We start from the raw sequence: 21,781 nt of genomic DNA on the forward strand, positions 1-21,781 counted from the left end.
CAACTTCCGAAAGAAAAAAGAAGGTGTTTTTATCACGGGCGAAAAATATTTACTTTGCTGGAATCTTTTTCAAAACAGAAACGGTTGGCCCAAGCTCAGGCCAACTCGCATTACATATGGCAATACCCGGCTGTTTTGAAGATTAAACCGTAATCTTCTGAAAAGGAAAGGAAAATGGAACATGACGGTAAAAATGAGAGAAGCGCTTCCGGGACATTTATTGTACGATTTGTACGATGATGCGGAGATGACGATCCATTATCTGATTGATTCCTATGAGGAATGGAAGCAGAACTGGCGGCAGGTTCCGCTTAAAGTGACGGAAGCGCTGGAGGCGGTCGGGGCCAGATTCAGGCATGACCAGCATTTGATTGAGAAGCGCAGGCGGGAGATATTAATGGAACTGAAGCAACATTTTCCTGAAGTCTGGCAATATTTCCACCCGAACGGCGAATTCAGCCGCTACCATTGGGATTATGCCCGCTCTGCCTTTTGGTGCCGCCTCCGTTTCAAGCAGATAGGATCAGCAGGGGAAGAGGGCGATTTGGAATATTAATGAGGCAAAATCCGGTCAGGATGAGTATAAATATTGCATTTGCGGTTTCGCATAAATCCGACGGTCGTAATTCCTAGCTCATCAGCCAGGGTGAGCGCCAAATCGGTGGGGGCGGATTTGGACAACAGGATGCCGACGCCGATTTTGGCTGCTTTTAACAGGATTTCCGATGAAATGCGCCCGCTGAAAGCCACCAGCTTATCATGAAGCGGAATCGGGGAGCGCAGCCAGTGGCCGTAAAGTTTATCCAGTGCATTGTGCCGCCCGATGTCCGTACGCATGGCAAGAATCTGACTGCGGTCGCACAATGCGGCATTATGAACTCCGCCGGTCTGTCGAAAGCAATTGGACCGGCTGTGCATCATCTCCATCAGCTGAAAGCATTCGTCCAGCGTAACGACCGCCCGGCTGGTTACGGTTTTTGCCGTTTTCACGTCGTTGTGAAAATAAAAGGATTGTCTGCTCTTGCCGCAACAGGAGCCGATAAAGCGTTTGGAATAAAATTCTCGGGCTTGAGGGGATGGATTCCTCGTTTCCGCATAAGCAAACCCGCCTTTGTAATCGAGTGAAAGTGCTTTGAGATCGGATGAAGCCCGAATCACACCCTCGGCGGCGAGGAATCCGTACACGAGATCTTCCACATCGACCGGACTGCAGACGATGGTGGCAAATTCAATTCCATTCAGCATGATGGTCAGCGGATATTCCACGACAATATCATCTTCCACAGGTTCCAGCTCTGATTCATGGCAGCGAATCACCGGACGGCGGATCGATTGCTCCATAACCATACGCCCCTTTATAAAAGTTGAATCATTTGAGAAATAAAATATCTCATTTTATAATGATTATATCGTATCTCTAATGAAATTTTTCAGTTGGGAAAAACCTTAGTCTTTTGACAACCGGAAATTAAATGATGAGACATTTCAGGAAAAAGAGGGGAGAACAGTGGGGGAGACAAAACATACCGGGCCGGTCAAGCTGCCGAAATGGCCTGATCCCAAATTGTGGGTCAGCCCGATGCCTTTTGGATTGGGAAAGCTGAAACCGCACCATTTGCGGGATACGCTGAAAGTGGTTTGGGAAAATCGCGACCAGCTGGAGTTTGCGGCGCGCATTTTGACCAAGGGCGTCTGCGACGGGTGTGCGCTGGGAGTGGCCGGCTTGAGAGATCAGACATTGACCGGCATGCATCTGTGTACAACGCGTTTAAATCTGCTGCGACTCAATACGATGCCGGCGATCCGGCCCGATGTCCTTCATCGCGATATTGACGAACTACGTAAGTTGGACAGTACGGCGCTGCGAAAGCTGGGAAGAATTCCTTATCCGCTGCTCCGTTTAAAAGGGGAGCGTTCGTTTCGGAGGATCAGCTGGGATGAAGCATTACGGTACATCGCGGCGAAGGTGAAGGCGATTGATCCGAAGCAGATGGCGTTTTATTTGACCTCACGGGGGATTCCCAACGAAACTTATTATGTTGCCGCCAAAGTCGCCCGTTTTTTGGGCACCAACAACATTGACAACGCTTCTCGGATTTGTCACTCTCCTTCCAAGACAGCCCTGAAGCGGTCACTCGGAATCGGGGCATCCAGCTGCAGCTACAAGGATTGGATCGGGACGGATGTGCTCGTCTTCTGGGGGAGCGTTGCGGCCAATAATCAACCGGTCTCAACCAAATACATGTACGCTGCCAAACGAAAAGGGACCAAAATCATCGTGATTAACCCTTATCACGAACCGGCGATGGATCAATACTGGATTCCGTCGATTCCTGATTCCGCCCTGTTTGGGACAAAAATTGCGGATGATTTTTACCAGGTCAACATCGGCGGCGATATTGCCTTTATGAACGGCGTGATAAAGCATTGGTTTGAAATGGAAGAAAAAAATCCCGGCTCTGCGATCCGGCATGATTTTGTGCGCGAGCATGTGAACGGTCTGCCGGAATTGAAACAGCATGTACAGCAATACAGCTGGGAAGTGCTGGAGGAGTCGTCCGGATTGACGCGCGAACGGATGAAAGAGTTTGCCGAATTGTTGGCCAAAGCGGACTCCGCTGTTTTTGTCTGGTCGATGGGACTGACGCAACACCGCTTCGGTACCGATAATGTTTCCCAAGTCGTCAATTTGGCTCTGCTGCGCGGGTTTATCGGCCGGGAACACTGCGGGGTGATGCCGATCCGGGGCCATTCCGGCGTGCAGGGGTCAGGTGAGATGGGAGCCGATCCCTTCAGTTTGCCCGGCGGCGATTTCTCCGATGAAAACGTGGCCAGAATCGAACGGATCTGGGGGTTTCCGCTCCCTCGCTGGCAGGGGGATATCGTGGGGATATCATTGGAAAATGCGCTGTTGCCGGAGGATCATCAGCGAAAGCTGAAGCTTTTTTATACCTCCGGTGGCAATTTCCTGGAAACGATGCCGGACCCCGATTTTATGAGAAAGTGTTTGGAGAATATCGAAGTCCGCGTGCATCATGATATTATTTTGAACACCTCCACTTTGACCGATGCCAAAGAAGCGGTTCTTGTTTTGCCGGCGATGACCCGGTATGAGATTCCGGGCGGGGTGACATCTACATCGACGGAACGGATGGTTTATTTTTCTCCGGAAATTGAAGGGCCCCGAATTGAAGAAGCGAGGCCGGAGTGGGAAATTTACCGGGATCTGGCGGCGCTTGTCCGTCCGGAGCAGAAGCGGCTGATTTGGTTTGAGACGACTTCGCAGATTCGGGAGGAGATCGCCAAGGCGGCGCCCGATTATGAGGGGATTCAAAACCTCCGGAAGCAGGGCGATGTCTTTCAGTGGGGCGGAGCCTGGCTGTGCGAGGGAGGAGAATGTCCCACCCCCGACGGACGCGGCCGATTGATTCCGATCGAATTGCCGGAGCGTAGAAAGGAGGAGGGACAGTTTTATGTCACTTCACGCCGGGGGAAACAGTTTAACTCCATGATTTATAACACGAGGGATCCTTTTAACGATGCTGATCGCTACGATGTTTTGATGAACCCCGACGATGCCGGAAGCCTTGGCATTGCGGAGGGAGAAGCGGTTGTCGTCCACAACGCGTATGGAATATTTCACGGACGGGCCAAATTTGCGCGAATCAAGGCGGGAAATCTTGAAGTGCACTGGCCTGAAGGAAATGTGCTTTTTCCCAAGGGCGTTTACGAAAAGTTTGCCGGCATCCCCGAATACAACGCGGCCGCTGTTTTGGAAAAGGCGGAAACGTTCCATGCGCATAAAGACCGAAAGTATATCAAAAAGCGGATCAAAGAATTGGACCTGGAGATTACATAGCGATCCGCTTTTCATCTGAGACGTTTCCGATTTGACAATTGATGCAATCGAATTTAGAATAAAAGCAATAAATAATGTGGAAAGGAACGGTACTTCGAGCGATGGACAACTAATTCTGCTTGGTTGAAGCGAAATTTCATTTGCAGAAATTTGCTTTCCGGAGCAGGATTCGTATGCCCATAGTTCGATGTGCCTTTTTTTGTGCCATATGTCAACGCCTTAAAACCTTGTGTTTTTTGGCGTATTTGGGATACGAATGCCTCTCTGGAAATAGGGAGGTTTTTTTGTGTTTGTATTGGAGACTTATCAACTGAAAAAGTGGGTGGCGGATCGTTTGCTTTTCTCCCTGGAGCGCTTGCAGATTAAAGCAGGGCAAAAAATAGGGGTTGTCGGGGTCAATGGTGCGGGCAAAACCACTTTGCTCCGGGTTTTGTCCGGGGAGTTGCCACCCGACGAGGGCAAGGTGTTGTCCCAGGGGACGACGGGCTGGATTCGGCAAATGGAGGAACAGGAGCGTTTGGAGGATGGCCCATCTGCTTTGAGCGGCGGGGAACGGACAAGGCGAAAGGTGATCCGTGCACTGGCGGAGAAACCGGAGCTCCTTTTTGCCGATGAACCGACCAGCCATCTGGATACAGAGTCGGTGGAATGGCTGGAAAAAGAACTGATCAAATATCCGGGAGCCGTTCTCCTGATTTCCCACGACCGCGCTTTGCTGGATGCGGTTTGCACCAAAATCATCGAGGTGGAAAACGGAAAGGTTCGTCTGTATCACGGAAACTACAGCGAATATCGTCGGCAGAAGGAAGAGGAGCTGGAACGTGCCCGTTTTGAATATGAACAGTATGTGGCAGAAAAAAAGAGGCTGACGAAGGTGGTTGCTGAGAAGAAGCAGAAAGCCCGTTCGATGGAAAAGCCGCCCAAGGGAATGAGCGCGTCTGAGGCAAGATTGATATCCAACAAAGGAAAGGCGAATTCAGCCAGGGCAAAGATGGAAAAACAAGCGAAAGCGATCGAGTCCCGGATCGAGAAACTTGCCAAAAAGGAAAAGCCGGTGGAACTGCCGACGGTTCAGTTCGATTTAAATGTTTATCGTCCCATTAAAGGGAAAAATGCGCTCAGGATTGAAAACATGAGCAAACGCTTTGAGAAAAAAGTGTTGTTTCACCAGCTTACCTGTACCATTCCCAACGGCAAGAAAGTGGCTGTTTTGGGCAAAAACGGGGTTGGCAAATCCACCCTGCTTCAGATGATTGCATCTGGGGCAGACGGGGTTCACCTTCCTCCTTCGGCGAAAATCGGCTACTTCCATCAACAATTGGCCAATCTCGATGAAACGAAGTCAATTCTCGACAATGTGAGAGAGAGCAGCCCTTATTCTGAACAGCTGATTCGCACTGTTCTGGCACGTCTTTTGTTTCAGCGCGAAGCAGTTTATAAAACGGTTGGTGTGCTGAGCGGGGGAGAAAAGGTAAAAGTGGCACTGGCCAAGGTGTTTTTAAGCGATGCAAATCTGTTGTTGCTCGATGAACCGACCAACTTTTTGGATATCTTCACCCGTGAACAGCTGGAAACGGTTTTGCAGGCTTATCCGGGAACCATCCTCTTTGCCTCCCACGACCGTCAATTGATCCGGAAGCTGGCCGACCACATGCTGATTCTGCGCAATGGAAAAGCGATGTACGTTGCCGAGGGATACGACGAATATCAAACCCGTCTGAACCGGAAGTCACTCCATTCCGAACAAAGCCTGAAAGAGCGTCTGCTAAAGGTGGAAACGGAGTTGACGCAGATCCTGGGCCGCTTGTCCATGCCGCAAAAGGAGGATGACGTGGAACAGCTCGAACAGCGGTACCAGGCGCTGCTAAAAGAAGTGAAGCAACTGCGGGAAATGAAATCGTAAAATGAAAAGAGAAATGAAAGGAGCAGAAGTGAATCGTTTCTGCTCCCCATCTTCATCAACCGGCAGAAAGCGGAAGATCAGGAGGCTTAAAATGTGGTCAGGCTATTTCTCCATCCCGGCAGGAATTTTACTTATTTTGTATAAAATGTAAATAAAACGGAAATTCGCAGCCGGGAGGGGAATAGCGTCATGTCGTATGACAACAGAGAAAAAAAGAAACGGGATACAGGGACAACCAAGGTGATTTCGAAATTTTTGAATGTTCCGGAGGACTATGTCAGAGAGCGTTTGACCAAAGAAAAAAGAGAGTGGATTTTCTCGAAAATAAAGGATTTTTTAAAAGAATTTTATCGAAAACAGGAAAGCAAGTGAAAAGCGGCTTTTCCGGAATCCGGTCACCCCGGTCGGATGTGACAATGGCAAGGCATGAAGCAAAGAAAAAAGCCCGCTCCGTACAGGCTGCGGGCTGGTCTGGTGATCCGGAAATCGCGTCTTCCCGGTTCAGCCGCCGATATAGGACATTTCGATTTTTTTTCTGTTTTTCCCATCACCGGTCAGGAATCGTTCTTCAGAGTAGCGGTCTGCCCGTTTTGCCCACAGTTTTTCGATAAACCGGCGAAGTTTTTCGTCGTCTGCACCTTGCCGCATGAAATCCCGCAGGTTGAAGCCCTCCGTCGCAAAGAGGCACGTGTATAAAAAACCGTCGGAAGAGAGGCGCAGTCGGGTGCAGGAGGAACAAAAAGGCTGGGTGATCGAAGGGATCATTCCGACTTCGGTTTCGGTTCCCTGATAGCGGTAACGCGTGGCAACTTCGCCAAAATAAGCGGGGTTGATCGCTTCAAGCGGCATTTCGGCATGAATGCGACTGATGATTTCCTGCTTGGAGATTACCTGGTCTGCATTCCAACCGTTGCTGTTGCCGACATCCATAAATTCAATAAAGCGGACAACCAATTCCCGTTCGCGGAAATATCGGGCCACCTCAACGATTTCCGTGTCATTCACTCCTTTGATCACCACCATGTTCACTTTCACCGAAAGCCCTGCCTTCTGTGCGGCTTCGATTCCTTGCAATACGTCGCGTACACTGTAATTTCGGGAGTTCAGCCGATGAAAGGTATCATCGCGCAATGTGTCGAGACTGACATTGATTCGCTTGAGACCGGCCTGTTTCAGCGGGGCAGCGAATTTCGTCAGTAAAACGCCATTGGTGGTCATGGCGAGATCTTGCAGCGGTTTTATGTCGGCGAGCATTTCGATGAGGTGGACAATTCCCTGCCTGAGCAAGGGTTCGCCTCCGGTGATCCGGATTTTGGAAACGCCCAGTTCCGTGAAGATGTGTGCCAAGCGGACGATTTCCTCAAACGTTAACAATTTTTCTTTCGGAAGAAACGAAAATCCCGAACCGAACAATTCTTCCGGCATGCAATAGCGACAGCGGAAATTGCAACGGTCGGTCACGGAAATACGCAAATCCCGCAGAGGGCGACCCAGCGAATCGACGATGGGTTTCAATTTTTTCATCTCCTTTTACCTGAGCGGCTCACCCGCCGCTGATCGGCGGAATCAAGGCCACTTCATCCTTCGTTCCGATGATTGTCTCTTCACGGGCGTATTCCTGATTGACGGCAATCATGCAAGTCTCAATCAGTTCCCGGCATTCGGGATACTGCCGGCCCAGCTCGCGGCGAAGGGCAGAGACCGTCATGTTTTCCACGGCGGTAATACTGATCGAGTTCCCCAGTTTCTCCCCGATTTCAGCAAAACACAAAATGCGGATCATTTCCTCTCTTCCCCCCTGGCCCCTGATTGGCTGCTAACCCAGAAGGAGCCATCTTCACCGTGCTCTTTTTTCCAGATCGGTACCAGTTCTTTTATTTTTTCGATGGCGTACCGGCAACCTTTGAACGAAGCATCGCGATGGGGAGAGGAAACGGCAATGGCCACAGCCACGTCGCCGATTTCCAGCCGTCCGATGCGGTGGACGATCGCGATTTTGCTGCAGTCAAACTTCTCCAGTGTTTCTTCACCGATTTTTTGCAGCATTTTTTCTGCCATCTCCTGATAAGCTTCATACTCGAGAAAGATCGTTTTTTTTCCGTTTGTCAGTTCGCGCACCGTTCCCATGAAGGTGGTGATCGCGCCGCAATTGCGATCCTGAACCCATTCAATCAAAGGAGAAAGTTCGATTTTTTCGCGGGTGACCGAAAAATTTTTCATGTTGCTTCCACTCCCATAATCCTGAGCAAATATTCAATGCACTTTTCCTGATCATGGACGAACCAATACGGGCACGGGATGGCCCCATCCAACGGAACGCGGGTGAGCACAGCGATAATCCGGTTCAGTTCTTTCAATTGCTCCCATTCTTCCTTTGTGTTAATCAATACAACTTTGGGATGATTTTCATGTTTAAAACCTTCAACCAGGATGAGATCCACTTCACCCATAGAGGATATCAGGTCGGCAAGGGCAGACGGCCGCCTTGAAAACACAGCCGTTTGCGATGCGGAAGTGATGCTGACCGGGTCTGCACCGGCCTGGCTCAATTTCCACGAATCGGTGCCCTCCCGGTCGAAAGTGAAGTCATGCCCGTCATGTTTGATTGCGCCGACACGAAGGCCGCGTTTGGTCCATTCCTGAATCAGGCGGCAACAAAAAGTGGTTTTGCCGGCGTTCTTGAAACCGACAACTTGGATGATTCGCTTCGTCACAATATCACTCCAGTTTTTTAAGCATCAGCACTTGCACTTGATCCCCTTTTTTGACACCGCGCCCGCCGGGCGGAACGATGATCAGGCAGTTGGTGTCGCGGATGGTCAGCGTAACGCTTGATTTTTCCAACCCGGCTGGTCGCACGTAAACCCGGCCGTCTTCGATCTGATAAATTCCCCGGACATACCGCTCAAAGCCGGAAGGCTTGGTAAAATCGACAGCCATGGATGCTGTGATCAGCGGCAAGTCGAACTCCGTTTTCCCCATCATCCCCAGGATCACCGGACGAACAAAAAGCTCAAACCCGACGAAGCAGGCACCCGGGTTTCCGGAAAGCGCGAACAGGAACCGATTATTTCTCACGCCGACAGTCGTGGGACTTCCCGGGCGCATGGCCAATTTATTGAAAAGCATCTGTCCGTCCCAGCGTTCAAAAATGTCGACGAGGATATCGTAATCACCGACAGACACCCCGCCGGTGGTGATCACGAGATCCGCTGTTTCCGTCGCCTGTAAAATGGCGGTTTGCGCTTGGGAGACATCGTCAGGCAAAATCGGCTGCATGAGAGGTTCGGCGCCGCAGTCAAGGAGCAGGCTGTACAACATGTAACTGTTGCTGTTGCGGATCTTCCCGGGTTCGAGGGGCGCATCTGCTTCCAAAAGTTCCGAACCGGTGGCAAAAATGGCAACTCTGGGTTTGCGGTAAACTTTTACTTGCGCATGGCCAAACGTCGCGAGCAAGGCGATTTCACCTGGTCCGATCCGCCGGCCTTTATGTAACAGAAGGGTTCCTTGCTCCAGTTCTTCCCCGATCGCAGCCACATTGGTGCCCGGGGCGATTTCCCGTTCGACACCGACATAGGTTTCGCCGTTTTTTACGGCCGTTTGTGTCATCTCCAGCATGACGACCGCATCGGCGCTGTCCGGAACAGCTGCCCCCGTCATAATTCTCGATGCGGTGGTGTCGGTGATTTCACAGCGCGGAACGTTGCCGCAAGGGATTGTTTCCAATACTTTCAGCCAGACGGGATTTTCTTTGGTGGCCCCTTTCGTGGCCCGCGCCTGGATGGCGAATCCGTCCATACTCGAGCGGCGGAAATGGGGAAGCGGAATCGGTGCGGTGATCTCCTCGGCCAGGGTGCGTCCGTGACACTGGGACAAGGGGAGAATTTCCGTGTCCAGTTCGTTGATATGCGGAAGCAGCCGGGCCCTGGCTTCTTTTACTTTGACAATTTCACGCTGAAAACGCACAAAACCCCTCCTTTTTCAATCGTGATTGGTGTTGCCGGCCAACAGGGCAAGGGCATGGGGGAGTACGGGCCGGATGATTGCAAAGCATTCTTCCACGCCTTTGGGACTTCCGGGTAGATTGATGATCAGGGTCTGATTGCGGATTCCGGCAACAGCGCGGGACAGGATGGCGAATTTCGTCTGTTTCAGCGTCTCCATGCGCATCGCTTCGCACAGTCCGGGCGCTTCTTTATGAATGACGGCCCGGGTGGCTTCCGGTGTGACGTCCCGTGGGGCAAACCCGGTACCGCCGGTGGTGAAGACGAGCTGGCATCCGGTTTCATCCGCCAATTTTTTCAATGTTTGTTCGATTTGAGCTTGTTCATCAGGGACGATTTCATAAGCACACAAATCCCAATCCCGGCATAACTCTTTCAACAATGCGCCGCTTTTGTCGTCTTGTTCTCCTCTGGCGCACCGGTCGCTGACAGTGACGATCCCCACGCGAATGCTCATCTGCCGTCACCTGTCTTTCCGTCAAATTGAAAATGCCCGCTTTTTCCGCCTTGTTTTTCCGCCAGATGAGTCGGACCGATCACCATCTCAGGATCAATCGCTTTGCACATATCATAAATGGTCAAGGCGGCGATGCTGGCAGCCGTTAAGGCTTCCATTTCCACACCCGTCACGCCGACCGTTTTGACTGTCGCGATAATCTCAATTTCCTGCTCGGAGAGAAAATCAAACCGGAGGTCGATTCCGGTCGTAAAAATGGGGTGGCACATCGGAATCAGTTCCGCCGTTTTCTTGGCAGCCATGATTCCTGCGACTTGGGCGACGGCCAAGACATCTCCTTTTGCCATTTTTCCTTGTTTAATTATTTGCAGTGTCTCCGGTTTCATGGTAACCTTGCTTTTCGCCACCGCAATTCGTTCTGTCGCTTTCTTATGAGAAACATCAACCATTTTCGCCCGGTTTTGTTCGTTGAAATGGGTGAGCATGCTTAACCTCCTTCGGGCTGCGGATAAAACCGGCCTCTCAAGCGTGGCGCGGGCCGGATCAATTTTTCTTGAGCTCCCGTCTCTTTTTAAGGATATAGTTAACCGATCATCAAAGTAAAGTATATCCTTTGCATTAAAAAGGAAGAGGAGGCAGAGGATGAATACGGAAAATCCCATTGACCAGGGGACGGGGGCGCAATGGGATCTGGAGAGGACGATAAGGGCTTCATCATTTTTGCCTGCCCGGCAGGTGTTGAACGAAGAGCAGCAAGGCAAAAGAAAGCGCGGCAGAACACAGTGCCCACAAAAGGGCAAGCCGGTTTTGCCCCGATTCGATCGCCATGTACATCGCCATCGGCAAGGTCTGGGTCCGACCGGGAATATTTCCGGCGACGAGCAGCGTAGCGCCGAATTCTCCCAAACTGCGTGCAAAACCGAGGATCACCGCAGTGATCATGGCGCGCCTGGACAACGGGAGATAAATATGGAGGAACACCTGCCAGTCATTCGCTCCGTCACACTTGGCTGCAAATTCAAGTTCCGGGTCGAGGGAGGAAAATGCGGTTTTAAATGTTTGATAGACGAGCGGGAATGAGACGACCACGGCCGCTGCAACAGCTCCCCAATAAGTAAAGATAAACGGGATCGGCAGGAAACGTTCCAGTCCGTCCTTGCCCAGCACGGCCAGCAAAAACAGACCGACGGCCGTGGGAGGAAGGACGAGCGGAAGCAGGAGACAGGTTTCGAGCAGACTTTTGCCGCGAAAAGATGTTCGGGCCATGATCCAGGCAAATAAAATGCCCGTCAAAATCTCGATCAGTGTGGCCAATAAGGCGATGCGGATCGAGATAATGATCGGACTCCAGAATGACTCAACCAATGAAAAACACCTCTACTGCTGCTTTGTCACGAAGCCATACTTGTGTAAAATAAGAATGGATCGTTTTGATAATAAAAACTTTTCATATTCCGCGGCAATTCCGGCCTGTTTGGTCTGTTTGACCGTGCCGACAAAGTATTGGATCGGTTGGTGGCTGTTTTCGGGCAAGGTTTGGACGATCCGCACTTTTTTCGATGTCAGCGCATCGGTTTTATACACGATTCCGGCATTGACCTGTCCTTGTTCCACATAGGTCAAAACTTGTCGCACATCTTTGCCGAACACGAATTTGTGTTTCAGATCGTCCCACAGATGAAAAGAATGCAATGCCTGATCAGCATACCTGCCGGCGGGGACGAATTTGGGTTCGCCGATGGCCACCCATTTGACACGGGAGGCCGTAAGGTCATTCAGCGACTGGAGATGATCGCTGCCTGTTTTCGGCTCAATTAATACGAGGGAGTTGCCGGCGAAAGAATGGACCGTTTGCTTCAGAATCAGATTTTTGCCGGTCAGGGCATCCATCTCTTTTTTGCCGGCAGACAGATAAACATCAACCGGTGCCCCTTTTTCAATCTGCTGTTTCAGAGAACCCGAAGCGCCGAAGTTGACCTTTACGTCCACTTGCGGATGCGATGCTTCAAATTTGCGTGTGATTTCCGAAACGGCATCGCTCATGCTTGCCGGTGCGGAAACAATCAGGGTTGCTTTGCCGGAGGAAGGGCTGCATCCTGTAACAAGACCGCTGAGCAGCATGAAAAACGCGAACATACGAATCATGAAGTCATGAGCCGATCGAATGATGCATCAGCCTTTCCATATGATAGAAGTTTCTTGATCATATTAATGAATAAAATCGAAATCGTCAATCTGCTGAGAAGCAAATCAGGAGGTGGGTTGATTGCTCTCGGGTGTCATTTTGGCAGGAGGGGAAAACCGGAGGATGAACGGGAGAGTAAAAGCGCTTCTGCCTTTTGAGGACAGTACCTTTTTGCAGGTGCAGCTGAGGGAAATGAAAAAAGTGTGTGCGGAAGTTTTGGTGGTGACCAATCAGCCGGATTTGTTTTCTTTTGCCCTGGATGAACAGGTGCGGGTCATCTGGGATCGCACTCCGGGATTGGGGCCGCTGGGAGGGATGGAGGCCGCATTTGACGAGGTTCGCCAACGTGACGTCTGGATTGTCGGGTGCGACATGCCTTTCCTGTCCGGGGAAGTGGCGCAAGCATTGGCTGAATTGCGCACACGGTCATCATATGACGCCGTGATCCCTGTCATAAAGGGAAAAATCCAACCCCTGCATGCCATTTACCACCGGGACAGCGGAAAAGGGATTTCCCGCCTGCTGCAAAAGGGAATGCGGCAGGTAAAGCATTTTTTGGATTCAATTCATTGTTGTTATGTAGAGGAAACTTTTTTTGAGAACCGGTCACTCCCCGTTCAGTTTGCGGAAAATGTCAATACGCCGGAAGATTACCAAAAAATCTTGGACTGGGGCCGGGGGATTAATTAGATTCCTTTCTTTTGCCACTGCTTGGTCACTTCGCGAATGCGGTCCAACTGTTCCCAGTAATTGTGAAGCGCAGTTTTTCCTTCATGGGAGATCCGGATTGTCGTGTGAGGGATTTTTTTGCGTACAAACTGCTTGCTGATAGCGACATAGCCCGCTTTTTCCAATTTGGAAAGATGGGAAGACAAATTCCCTTTCGTCAATCCGGTCAATTCCTGCAAGAAGAGGAATTCGGCCATGGTACAGGCATCCAGCGCACTCATGATCGCCAGCCGGGCTGGTTCGTGAATCAATTTGTCCAAGCGGGTCATCTCTTTAAACGGCATCATCGGTGATCGCCTCCCTTAATTGATCTATCTGTTTAACCAGTTTGTATTATAAACCAGAGCGGAGTGAAAGAAAACACCTTCAGATCCCGGTAAACAAAACCCAGGAGATGAAAGTTAAAGCAGGGGATGGTTTTCACCTTCCACAAAAAAGAGTCTCCTTGTCATGTCAACCACTGGTTTATGCATAATGGTCTGATCGTTACGCCAAATCCACGCGTTTCTTCTCATTTTCTTTGCATGGACTGAGGAATCGTCCTTTTCGTCTTTTTCAAGATCCTAAACCTCATCAAAAATGACGCATGGATGGATAATATGATCCGAAGATTTCCGTTGTTTAACCCCGCTTATTTATCATCATGCGAATCCATATGGAAAGGACGATCTTGATGTGAGGAATAAGGGACCACTCTGTAAAAGAGTGGTTTTATGTTACTGCTGGTAGACTGTCTCCAAAATGAGTTATAGATCAACGCCCTCCCTCTTTTTTTCCCTCAGCAATTACTGAAGAGATCCCGGTCGCTTTTACATGGGTTCTAAGTAAGGCTTCCGCTTCAGTAAGTGCAGGTGAGAGACCATCACCTGAAAAGCTGATAATCACCATCATGATCTGCCTTGTGTGAAGCGAAATCATGGCCCTTTCCGAGTCGCTGGTCGGGGAGCCGAAAGGCCCGTGTTCATCTTCGAAAACCGGGAGGTTCTCAAGGTTGATGTTCGACTTGCCTATACCTTTGTATGACTGTCCTGGTTCACCGACACGAAACGTAAAGGGTGGCACTAATTTGGATAAGTCATAAGTACCAACCGGGTGCAGCGTTTTCAGCGAGATTAAATTATTGATGTCAACGATAGTATTGACCTGGTACAATCCCTTGCCTTGAAGTACACGGCGCAGCAAGGCTTCCGAAGAACCTCGATAACGGGATGGGTCTTTTCCAAGGATTTTATAGACGTTTCGTAACGATGCAATCGGAGAGAGGCCGGTGATGTTAGCCCCCGTATAAGTTTTTTTGATTATAGAAATTTGATTGGTGATCTTGCCCCACAGTTCTTCATCATATTCTGTGTTCTGAACTGTAGCGGTCAAAATACCCAGTTTTAGTTGTGGGGCCGCATCTGACAAAGCAGGATCGATATGAATTGGTTTGACCATGTTATACCCTCCTTTAGTATAGACAGTGTGAATCTCTTGTATTTCTTCTAATACAGGTGCCGGTTGTCCTGCTGCTGTCATATATATCAATCCTGGAGTATACATGGGCGGTTCGTCTCACTAACTAGTTACCAGGCTGTATTGCAAACAACAAAATGGATTACTTATAATTGAAGATAAAATATGAAAAATTTTCGCCGGCATTTGCGAACACCGGAAGCTTCGAAAAAGACCCAGGGGGTGTTCGGAAACGCCAAAGCCCGCATAAGATAAGAGGGAACACTACTTTTTGGATGGAGGTTATCCAATCAATAAAGCCCGAAACTTGTCCAAATCGGGGAGATGTTCGGAAAATCGCATACAAACTCAATAAAATCAAAGGGTACAGTGAACGCTGAATCAACAAGTACACCTCCGGTAGGAGGATTGAAACGCCCGCCTGAAACTCGATTATCCCGCTTTCCTCTTGGAGAATCAACAAGTACACCTCCGGTAGGAGGATTGAAACGCCAGCGCCGGGGCATCCGGTCTGGAACCGCATTGAGGAATCAACAAGTACACCTCCGGTAGGAGGATTGAAACAAGTCAGGATTGTAGCTCTTGCGGACGACTTCCAGAGAATCAACAAGTACACCTCCGGTAGGAGGATTGAAACGTTTCCGCTTCGTCTCCTTTCGGGATTTCCGGTTTCGAATTAATAAATACACCTCCGGTAGGAGGATTGAAACGTGTCGAGAATCGGCTGACGTTGCTTCTGGTAACACCGAATCAATAAATAAACTTCAGGAGACCATCGTACTGCGTTAGTCACTAAAACAAAAAAGTCTGTCAACTTCCAGCACCGTAAAAACCCGGGGGTTGACAGACTTTTGTTCAGTTTGTTTCCGATACGAAGGGAAAATGGCTCCATATTTGAGAATTGTTGCCTGCCTTTGCCAAAAAAAAGAGGCGTCCATCGCCTCTCTAACCTAGGGCATATAAGTCGAAAAATCCAAAAACATTTCTGTTTATTGGAAAGAACCGAGTCGCCGGATGCTGGCTCTGCCTCTGTTGATTTAAGCATTAAATTCCTTCCACAATCCGTTTTGCCCGTTGATGCGCCTCGTACAACAGTCTCTCTTCGTCAATCGTCAACAGTTCTCTGTTTTTCATCAGGATCTTTCCATTCACAATCGTTGTCACCACATCTTGACCGAAAGCGGAATATACCAGCAGCGAGACCAAATCATGATGCGGCACCAAGTGTGGTTGATGGATATTCACCAGAATTAAGTCAGCCTTCTTCCCAACCTCAATCCTTCCAACCTGATGATCCATTTGCAAGAGTGTAGAACCATTTATCGTGGCCATTTGGAGAATCGTATGTGCATCGATGATCGCGGGATCAAACCGATCTAATTTCTGTAGCCCGGATGCCATCTTCATTTCTTTGAACAAATCGAGGGAAGTGGCGCTTCCTGCACCATCGGTACCCAATCCGACCAAAATCCCTTTTTCCAAAAATGAATAAACAGGGGCGATACCACAACCCAACTTCATATTGCTGAAAGGATTGTGTGCCAAGCCGCCTTTCATATTCTGCAATAATGCAATGTCATGGTCATCAAGGTGAACGGCATGGGCCAAGAGCACATGATAATCACCGTCAAACAAGCCTAAATCGTATAGGTATTCGGTTGGGCTCTTTCCGTATTTGTGATTGATTTTTTCCGCCTCTTCCTGCGTTTCCGCTAAATGGATGTGAATCGGAACCTGTAGCTCTTTGGCAATCTCCATCACTTCTTTCAATTGGTCCGGGGGACATGTATACGGAGCATGGGGGCCCATCATCGTCGTGATACGGCCATCCGCTGTTCCGGACCAGGATTTAACCAAATCAATCCCCTCTCTCAAACGCTGTCCGCCATCATCATCGAGAAACACCAGACCGCGGGTCAAAGATGCCCTGATGCCGGAATCATGTACAGCTTGGGCAATTTGATCCATATGTATATACATGTCCGCATAAGCGGTGGTTCCCGATTTAATCATCTCGGCAATTCCCAATAACGCCCCCCAATAAATATCCTCCTGATTCATGTTTGCTTCGGCAGGCAACATTTTTCGGTTGAGCCATTCCATCAGCCGCAAATCATCGCTGAAGGAGCGCAGTAAACTCATGGGGGAATGGTTGTGCGCATTAATCAATCCCGGTAGCGCCACGCAATGAGACGCATGAATGATTTCATCAAAAACAGACAAATCAGCGGGAAGATCGTTGGTGATATCGGCAATTTGATCATCTTCGATAACGATATTGGCTCGATATGGATGAAATTGTTTTTCCTGATCCTTATAATCTAAAATCAACGGATCCTTAATAAAAATTTTCATGGTATCCTCCTCACATCGTCGCGCGGTCTCGCCATCCATACGTGCAACATGGGTGTCAACGACCGGTATTGAACGTCATATCCCCGGGATATCCACCATTGGCACAGCCATTCCAGGTGAACATAGTATTCCGACGCCATCTCCTTCAGCACATCCGTTCTGCCTGCCCGGCGGATCTTCTCTTTCCAGGCGTGAAACGTCTCGTTGCTCTCGATCATCCAATCGACAATACCGATTCTGCCACCCGGACGCAAAACCCGGTGCATCTCCTCCAGTGCCAGCGGTTTTTGTTCCTCGCGCAAGTGATGAAATGCAAAGCTGGTGACGATAAAGTCGAAAGCATCATCAGGAAAGGGGATGGCTAAAAAATTGCCCAGTTTGGTCGTCATTGCGGGAAATTTCTCCCGGCAGCGTCTCAGCATTTCCGCCGACTGTTCCACGGCTGCCATCCGGATTCCGTTTGCGAAAAACCGTCCGGCTAGATTGCCTGTTCCCGCTCCCAGATCCAAGCCGGTTTCCTCCGGACGGGCATCAATCCACTCGGTCAGCGTTTGCAAGGCGTGGTCATACTCCGCATACAGGTCCAGCGGATCATTTCGCTCCACACGCTGGTCAAACGTTTCCGCCTGCTGATCAAACGCCCAAAGGTCTCGCCACTTTAACCTCCATTGTTCCCGCTCTTGCCAATGGCGTGTAAGACGGTACCAATCATCCCAGGAAGGGGCGCTGTTTTGTTCCCCGTTTTGAATCATCTGCTCAATGATCTCTAATTGATGTTTGAGTCGAACCCACTCGGTGAATGTGGCGGCCCGTTGCAGTTCCAGGTAGCGTGTGACGACATGTTCGTGGCCGCGGTCCACCTCCGCCAGCACTTTTTTGATCTCACTTACCGGCATGCCGATGCGGCGCAACGTCACGATCGTTTGCAGACGCCATGCCTCCTCCTCACTAAAGGTGCGGTATCGGTTGTCCGGTTCTTTGGGTGGCGCGATCAGACCCTTTTCCTCGTAGTAGCGGATGGCGCGTGGCGTGATTCCCAGCCGCTCCGCCATCTCCTTGATCTGCATTTTTCTCACGGAGATCCCTCCCGTTTCATCATAAACGTTGACGCTGCGTGAAAGTAAAGGGGGGAATGTACCGCCGGGTTCTGTCAGAAAATCGGCCAATCAGCCCCAGCCTATCAATCGGTAGCAAGTTATGTTGAAAAATATAAGATAGATAACCTATAATTGAAGATAAAAATATGAAAAAATTTATATTCGAAAAAATGATCTTCGTATAAAAGAAGATTTGCGTATTTCGGCATTTGCGAACACCGGAAGCTTCGAAAAAGACCCGAGGGGTGTTCGGAAACGCCAAAGTCCGCAAAAACAAAGGGGGATCTGACTTTTAGGTCGGAGGTAATCCAGTCAACAAAGCCCGAAACTCAGCCGAATCGAGGAGATGTTCGGAAAGACCCGGAGGGAGATAAAGACGTTGAAGGTTTCAGCGAACGCCGTCTCAATCAATACACCTCAAGCAGGAGGATTGAAACATGGATGGTTTTACAAATCAGCAGAGGAATTAGCGGAGTCTCAATCAATACACCTCAAGCAGGAGGATTGAAACTGACTACTAACAAGGTACCTAATGAGGCATCTAACACGTCTCAATCAATACACCTCAAGCAAGAGGATTGAAACTTGCGAGATTTACCACATGTTCTTCGACTTCGGGGTCTCAATCAATACACCTCAGGCAGAAGGATTGAAACTGCCTGCGAAAATTCGGCAATACGACATCTTCGAGGATCAATTCTTTGGTAAGAGAATTGAAACAGGGAGTACATAGCAAACGGTTTTGACGAATCAGTAAATACATCTCCGGCAGGGATGAAAGCAAAATGGTACTCCCGGTAAACTTCAGCTTTTGGCTGGTATCATGGGATGGCGTAATGAAGAAGATCCTGGCATTGCTGACTAACGATGATCAAACCAATACTATTAATGGATCCGGCTGATTTGTCCGATGTTGGAGGCAATTTCAGTGCCGGATCCGATATGATATACCCAGCCTAGTCGATTTCCTGAATCGTCCGGGATTCTTTTCCGGGGGTGTAAGTTATATCTTTACTGAGAAGTTATATTTAATAAGGAAAGAGAGGATAGAAATTGTCTAAGAAGAAAAAGTTTATACTCTTGTTACTACCTGCTCTGGCATCTGCTTCACTAATTTCATTCCTGGTTTATTCTTGTGTCCAGATCTGGATTCCGCCCTACGATCCAGATGTCGTGAAACATGATGTCTCGAATTACTTGAGCAAGAAGTATGGGATCAAAGATGTTATGTTTGAAGAGATTGAGAGACCCAAATGCTCTGAGGCGGGGCCGTGCGACAGTCTTCATGTGAGTGTTACTCCCTACGATAAAGACTACCCGAGAGTGACGTTTACAGTCTTTTATGGGATTAAAGACAAGTTTTGTAACGACGATTATCTTGAGCGAGTTTGGGATAGTCAGGCAGATGATGACTTATCCAGAGATGTAGAACTGGCAATGGGCTTGAGCACTCGGGATCAGGTATCTATCGAGGTTTTCAATAAAGGCACTCCGTTCAAAGACCCTAAGACATTTCCATCTTATAGAGATGAGCTGGATCACTGGGTTGAAGATGTAGGAATCTATGTAACCAAGAATGGGAATGTGAATAAGATGGATGCGGCACCAAAGCATCCCTTAACCCCGGAACGGTGGAGGCAAGAAGCGGAAACCTTGGTAAGTCTGAAGAAAAAGCTCCTGGCCAAAGGGATAACTGAAGATCAACTCAAGTTGTTTAGATTGAATGTTGAGTATGGGAAGAACTCATATACGATTTCTATGGATAAGGTTTCTTATGATGTGGAGACCACATTTTGGTACTTACAGACTTTAGATCCGCAAAGTTATCAAGATAAGACGAGGTTGGAGTAAACTGTGATGGGATTATATAAGAAGTTGGGTGTAATGTTGGTTGTTATGGTACTTGTTTGCAGCTTTTTGATAGCTTGTTCTTCTTACTCAGAATATGAAATGGAAGAGAAGCAGTATGTGGATCTTTCGAAGATGAGCCCTTCAGAAGAGAAAAGAGTAGGAAAATTGGCTATGGATTATGTAGAGAAAACATATCATAAGGCATTTAGGGTAGATGAAGTATGGAAAGATGAAATCTTTGGGGCTTATTATCAGATAAAAGGTGCAGTACAGGATGGCACCAAAATAACGGTTATTTATGACCCTCCCGGTGAGTTTAGAGATGATTATGTACAGACGATATGGTTAAATCAAGTGCAGCCAGATATACAGAAATTGCTGGAGAAGAATGTGAGCTTGAGGAGTATAGACACAGAGAAGATTGATTATGACGATTTGGAAGGGAATATTGGCCAGAAGTATGGGAAGCACATCCCCTCTTTCTATCATGTCTTAAGTAGCAAGAAAGGGGAGCATTTTACGCTGAATTTGGTTTTGGAAGTTTATCAGCATGGAGGAAAGGCACCGGAAGATATAAGTAATCTTTTGAGAGAGCTAAAGAAAACCTTTCATAATGCTTCGATACAGGTATTTGTTTATACTGACGAACTAAAGCATTACCCGGAAATAACGTCTGATTCGGAACGTCAATATAAATATCTGTTGGAAAGATACGATATATCGGGAGATTTAACGAAGGTTGATCTGGATAATCTGGATCACTATAAAGTGCGTTATGTACAACCGACAAACAGGTATTATTAAAGAAAACAGGCACCCGACGAGGGGCTGATTGGATTGCTGCTCAGATTTGCCTTTTAGGGTGAAATAGAGTGTGACCAAGATTATGAACGATCACGCTTGATCGTAAGATCTCTATGTACATAACTGAAATATCGGTGCATGCAAGACCTTCTCTAGGCAGAAGATCAAGTAAAACAGAGATTGCATTATAGTTATGCAGATTCTTGCATGATAAAAAGACCAGGGGTGATCTGTTTCCCTGGTCTTTTTGTGAGATTTCGGGGAAGGAGAGCAAGCGGGGGCATGTTTGATGATCGCCTGTTCCCTGTAGCTGTACGAACGACATTCAAGTCGAAATATTCGCAATCATACAAGGAATGATGGAGCATTAGTGCAATCACTTGTACAAGTTCATCCGTTCTACAACGGAAATAAACGAGCAGCTTTGGTATACTTGGACACTTAATGATCAACCAAGAGGCTGAATGAAGAGTCCAGGGCGCAATACCCTGGTTTGTTAGATTGGCCGGGGCGAAATCAGCCACGTAAGAATATCAGTCTTATTCTTTTGATATATTTGGAATAATAAGGTACGGATGCCTTTTTAATCCTGATATCGATTCAACACGTGGCTCATCTCTTCGTGTCTGATCATCATCGTAGTGTTTCAATACCAATATGGATGCAACTAAACGATTACACAAACCCAACATACCAAGTCAATGACCGAGTTTCAATCCCAGTATGGATGCAACTAAACGTTTTCAGGACAGCCATCGTGTACAGCAATTACGAAGTTTCAATCCCAGTATGGATGCAACTAAACCCGTGTGTGAACATCAGTAATATCAATTATTTTTCATTATAACTAAAGTGGAAAGAGTCTGTGAACCTCCAATCGTGCAAAATCCCCAGTTAAGTCCGTATAATTGTGTAAAAATGGAAGCTGCGAAAAATAATTGAGCCATGGTGAAATTCTTCGGTTAGAATAGTAGTTGGCAAATATTCCCAAACAAGGAGGGTTTCACAATGGCTCAATACCAGATTACCGTAGATTCAGAGATTTTGCATCACCTGTTTTTGAAAGATTCAAAAGATGATGG

General features: G+C 48.4%; 22 protein-coding genes and 1 CRISPR repeat array. Of the genes, 8 read left to right on the forward strand and 14 right to left on the reverse strand.

Translation table 11 applies throughout. From position 1 onward, the window contains the following. Positions 1 to 181: 181 nt before the first annotated feature. A complete protein-coding gene (locus I8U18_RS09875; protein WP_033099917.1) occupies positions 182 to 556 on the forward strand; it encodes a hypothetical protein in 375 nt (124 codons plus the stop codon). On the opposite strand, the gene fdhD is transcribed toward I8U18_RS09875, so the two are convergent. Next, a complete protein-coding gene (gene fdhD / locus I8U18_RS09880; RefSeq protein WP_198064725.1) occupies positions 553 to 1,341 on the reverse strand; it encodes a formate dehydrogenase accessory sulfurtransferase FdhD in 789 nt (262 codons plus the stop codon). The genes I8U18_RS09875 and fdhD overlap by 4 nt on opposite strands. A gap of 166 nt (positions 1,342 to 1,507) precedes the next feature. Between fdhD and I8U18_RS09885 the strand changes: the two genes are divergently transcribed. From I8U18_RS09885 to I8U18_RS09895, 3 genes are all read left to right on the forward strand, one after another. Further along, positions 1,508 to 3,859: an FdhF/YdeP family oxidoreductase gene (locus I8U18_RS09885; RefSeq protein ID WP_198064726.1), complete on the forward strand. Its 2,352-nt coding sequence runs from the start codon at positions 1,508 to 1,510 to the stop codon at positions 3,857 to 3,859. Between the two features lie 286 nt (positions 3,860 to 4,145). Beyond that, positions 4,146 to 5,762: a ribosomal protection-like ABC-F family protein gene (gene abc-f / locus I8U18_RS09890; RefSeq protein ID WP_198055797.1), complete on the forward strand. Its 1,617-nt coding sequence runs from the start codon at positions 4,146 to 4,148 to the stop codon at positions 5,760 to 5,762. Between the two features lie 189 nt (positions 5,763 to 5,951). Next, positions 5,952 to 6,134, forward strand: coding sequence for a hypothetical protein (locus I8U18_RS09895; protein WP_198064727.1), 183 nt, complete (start codon positions 5,952 to 5,954; stop codon positions 6,132 to 6,134). A gap of 129 nt (positions 6,135 to 6,263) precedes the next feature. Here I8U18_RS09895 and moaA read toward each other — a convergent pair whose 3' ends face one another. The 9 genes from moaA to modA form a co-directional block, all read right to left on the reverse strand. Beyond that, the gene (gene moaA, locus I8U18_RS09900; protein WP_033099921.1) at positions 6,264 to 7,277 is read right to left on the reverse strand and encodes a GTP 3',8-cyclase MoaA; all 1,014 of its coding nucleotides are present in this window, start codon (positions 7,275 to 7,277) and stop codon (positions 6,264 to 6,266) included. Between the two features lie 28 nt (positions 7,278 to 7,305). Next, on the reverse strand, positions 7,306 to 7,545 hold the full coding sequence (gene moaD, locus I8U18_RS09905; protein ID WP_033099922.1) for a molybdopterin converting factor subunit 1: 240 nt from the start codon (positions 7,543 to 7,545) through the stop codon (positions 7,306 to 7,308). Next, entirely contained in the window at positions 7,542 to 7,982 is a 441-nt protein-coding gene (locus I8U18_RS09910; RefSeq protein WP_198059219.1) for a molybdenum cofactor biosynthesis protein MoaE, read from the reverse strand. The genes moaD and I8U18_RS09910 overlap by 4 nt, the downstream gene beginning before the upstream one ends. Continuing rightward, positions 7,979 to 8,476, reverse strand: a complete 498-nt coding sequence (gene mobB / locus I8U18_RS09915; RefSeq protein WP_198055799.1) for a molybdopterin-guanine dinucleotide biosynthesis protein B — start codon at positions 8,474 to 8,476, stop codon at positions 7,979 to 7,981. The genes I8U18_RS09910 and mobB overlap by 4 nt, the downstream gene beginning before the upstream one ends. Before the next feature lie 4 nt (positions 8,477 to 8,480). Then, complete coding sequence (locus I8U18_RS09920; RefSeq protein WP_198064728.1) at positions 8,481 to 9,728, reverse strand: molybdopterin molybdotransferase MoeA; 1,248 nt, start codon at positions 9,726 to 9,728, stop codon at positions 8,481 to 8,483. 15 nt (positions 9,729 to 9,743) lie between these two features. Further along, positions 9,744 to 10,223: a molybdopterin adenylyltransferase gene (gene mog, locus I8U18_RS09925; protein ID WP_198055800.1), complete on the reverse strand. Its 480-nt coding sequence runs from the start codon at positions 10,221 to 10,223 to the stop codon at positions 9,744 to 9,746. Then, positions 10,220 to 10,708, reverse strand: a complete 489-nt coding sequence (gene moaC / locus I8U18_RS09930; protein ID WP_198055801.1) for a cyclic pyranopterin monophosphate synthase MoaC — start codon at positions 10,706 to 10,708, stop codon at positions 10,220 to 10,222. Before moaC ends, mog begins: the two co-directional genes overlap by 4 nt. 229 nt (positions 10,709 to 10,937) lie before the next feature. Continuing rightward, on the reverse strand, positions 10,938 to 11,588 hold the full coding sequence (gene modB, locus I8U18_RS09935; protein ID WP_033099928.1) for a molybdate ABC transporter permease subunit: 651 nt from the start codon (positions 11,586 to 11,588) through the stop codon (positions 10,938 to 10,940). Positions 11,589 to 11,600: 12 nt separating this feature from the next. Continuing rightward, entirely contained in the window at positions 11,601 to 12,368 is a 768-nt protein-coding gene (gene modA / locus I8U18_RS09940) for a molybdate ABC transporter substrate-binding protein (RefSeq protein ID WP_198064729.1), read from the reverse strand. 139 nt (positions 12,369 to 12,507) lie between these two features. On the opposite strand from modA, the gene mobA reads away from it, so the two are divergent. After that, positions 12,508 to 13,098 carry a molybdenum cofactor guanylyltransferase gene (gene mobA, locus I8U18_RS09945; protein WP_255518409.1) on the forward strand — a complete coding sequence of 197 codons (591 nt, stop codon included), beginning with the start codon at positions 12,508 to 12,510 and terminating at the stop codon, positions 13,096 to 13,098. Here mobA and I8U18_RS09950 read toward each other — a convergent pair. From I8U18_RS09950 to I8U18_RS09965, 4 genes are all read right to left on the reverse strand, one after another. Then, on the reverse strand, positions 13,095 to 13,424 hold the full coding sequence (locus I8U18_RS09950; RefSeq protein WP_033099930.1) for a transcriptional regulator: 330 nt from the start codon (positions 13,422 to 13,424) through the stop codon (positions 13,095 to 13,097). The two genes, mobA and I8U18_RS09950, sit on opposite strands and share 4 nt — an antisense overlap. A 466-nt stretch (positions 13,425 to 13,890) precedes the next feature. Further along, positions 13,891 to 14,574 carry a B3/B4 domain-containing protein gene (locus I8U18_RS09955; protein WP_198055804.1) on the reverse strand — a complete coding sequence of 228 codons (684 nt, stop codon included), beginning with the start codon at positions 14,572 to 14,574 and terminating at the stop codon, positions 13,891 to 13,893. A gap of 396 nt (positions 14,575 to 14,970) precedes the next feature. After that, positions 14,971 to 15,302: a CRISPR direct-repeat array (repeat unit 37 nt; unit sequence GAATCAACAAGTACACCTCCGGTAGGAGGATTGAAAC). Between the two features lie 334 nt (positions 15,303 to 15,636). After that, entirely contained in the window at positions 15,637 to 16,947 is a 1,311-nt protein-coding gene (locus I8U18_RS09960; protein ID WP_198064731.1) for an amidohydrolase, read from the reverse strand. Continuing rightward, positions 16,944 to 18,014 (reverse strand): MerR family transcriptional regulator, encoded by a 1,071-nt coding sequence (locus I8U18_RS09965; protein ID WP_232336360.1) that lies wholly within the window; start codon positions 18,012 to 18,014, stop codon positions 16,944 to 16,946. The genes I8U18_RS09960 and I8U18_RS09965 overlap by 4 nt, the downstream gene beginning before the upstream one ends. A gap of 1,083 nt (positions 18,015 to 19,097) precedes the next feature. Between I8U18_RS09965 and I8U18_RS09970 the strand changes: the two genes are divergently transcribed. From I8U18_RS09970 to I8U18_RS18210, 3 genes are all read left to right on the forward strand, one after another. After that, positions 19,098 to 19,895, forward strand: coding sequence for a hypothetical protein (locus I8U18_RS09970; protein WP_198059913.1), 798 nt, complete (start codon positions 19,098 to 19,100; stop codon positions 19,893 to 19,895). 6 nt (positions 19,896 to 19,901) lie between these two features. Further along, entirely contained in the window at positions 19,902 to 20,699 is a 798-nt protein-coding gene (locus I8U18_RS09975; protein ID WP_198064733.1) for a hypothetical protein, read from the forward strand. Between the two features lie 370 nt (positions 20,700 to 21,069). Further along, positions 21,070 to 21,144, forward strand: a complete 75-nt coding sequence (locus I8U18_RS18210) for a Fic family protein (RefSeq protein WP_370589285.1) — start codon at positions 21,070 to 21,072, stop codon at positions 21,142 to 21,144. Positions 21,145 to 21,781: the final 637 nt, after the last annotated feature.

Source organism: Thermoactinomyces sp. CICC 10522, assembly GCF_016055075.1.
In the GTDB taxonomy this organism is placed as follows: domain Bacteria; phylum Bacillota; class Bacilli; order Thermoactinomycetales; family Thermoactinomycetaceae; genus Thermoactinomyces_A; species Thermoactinomyces_A daqus.

Bases quoted from the DNA above. Each gene is read 5' to 3' on its own strand.
- I8U18_RS09875 (WP_033099917.1), top strand. From the start codon at position 182: ATGACGGTAAAAATGAGAGAAGCGCTTCCGGGACATTTATTGTACGAT.
- fdhD (WP_198064725.1), bottom strand. From the start codon at position 1,341: ATGGAGCAATCGATCCGCCGTCCGGTGATTCGCTGCCATGAATCAGAG.
- I8U18_RS09895 (WP_198064727.1), top strand. From the start codon at position 5,952: ATGTCGTATGACAACAGAGAAAAAAAGAAACGGGATACAGGGACAACC.
- moaD (WP_033099922.1), bottom strand. From the start codon at position 7,545: ATGATCCGCATTTTGTGTTTTGCTGAAATCGGGGAGAAACTGGGGAAC.
- I8U18_RS09910 (WP_198059219.1), bottom strand. From the start codon at position 7,982: ATGAAAAATTTTTCGGTCACCCGCGAAAAAATCGAACTTTCTCCTTTG.
- mog (WP_198055800.1), bottom strand. From the start codon at position 10,223: ATGAGCATTCGCGTGGGGATCGTCACTGTCAGCGACCGGTGCGCCAGA.
- moaC (WP_198055801.1), bottom strand. From the start codon at position 10,708: ATGCTCACCCATTTCAACGAACAAAACCGGGCGAAAATGGTTGATGTT.
- modA (WP_198064729.1), bottom strand. From the start codon at position 12,368: ATGATTCGTATGTTCGCGTTTTTCATGCTGCTCAGCGGTCTTGTTACA.
- I8U18_RS09950 (WP_033099930.1), bottom strand. From the start codon at position 13,424: ATGATGCCGTTTAAAGAGATGACCCGCTTGGACAAATTGATTCACGAA.
- I8U18_RS09955 (WP_198055804.1), bottom strand. From the start codon at position 14,574: ATGGTCAAACCAATTCATATCGATCCTGCTTTGTCAGATGCGGCCCCA.
- I8U18_RS09960 (WP_198064731.1), bottom strand. From the start codon at position 16,947: ATGAAAATTTTTATTAAGGATCCGTTGATTTTAGATTATAAGGATCAG.
- I8U18_RS09965 (WP_232336360.1), bottom strand. From the start codon at position 18,014: ATGCAGATCAAGGAGATGGCGGAGCGGCTGGGAATCACGCCACGCGCC.
- I8U18_RS09975 (WP_198064733.1), top strand. From the start codon at position 19,902: ATGGGATTATATAAGAAGTTGGGTGTAATGTTGGTTGTTATGGTACTT.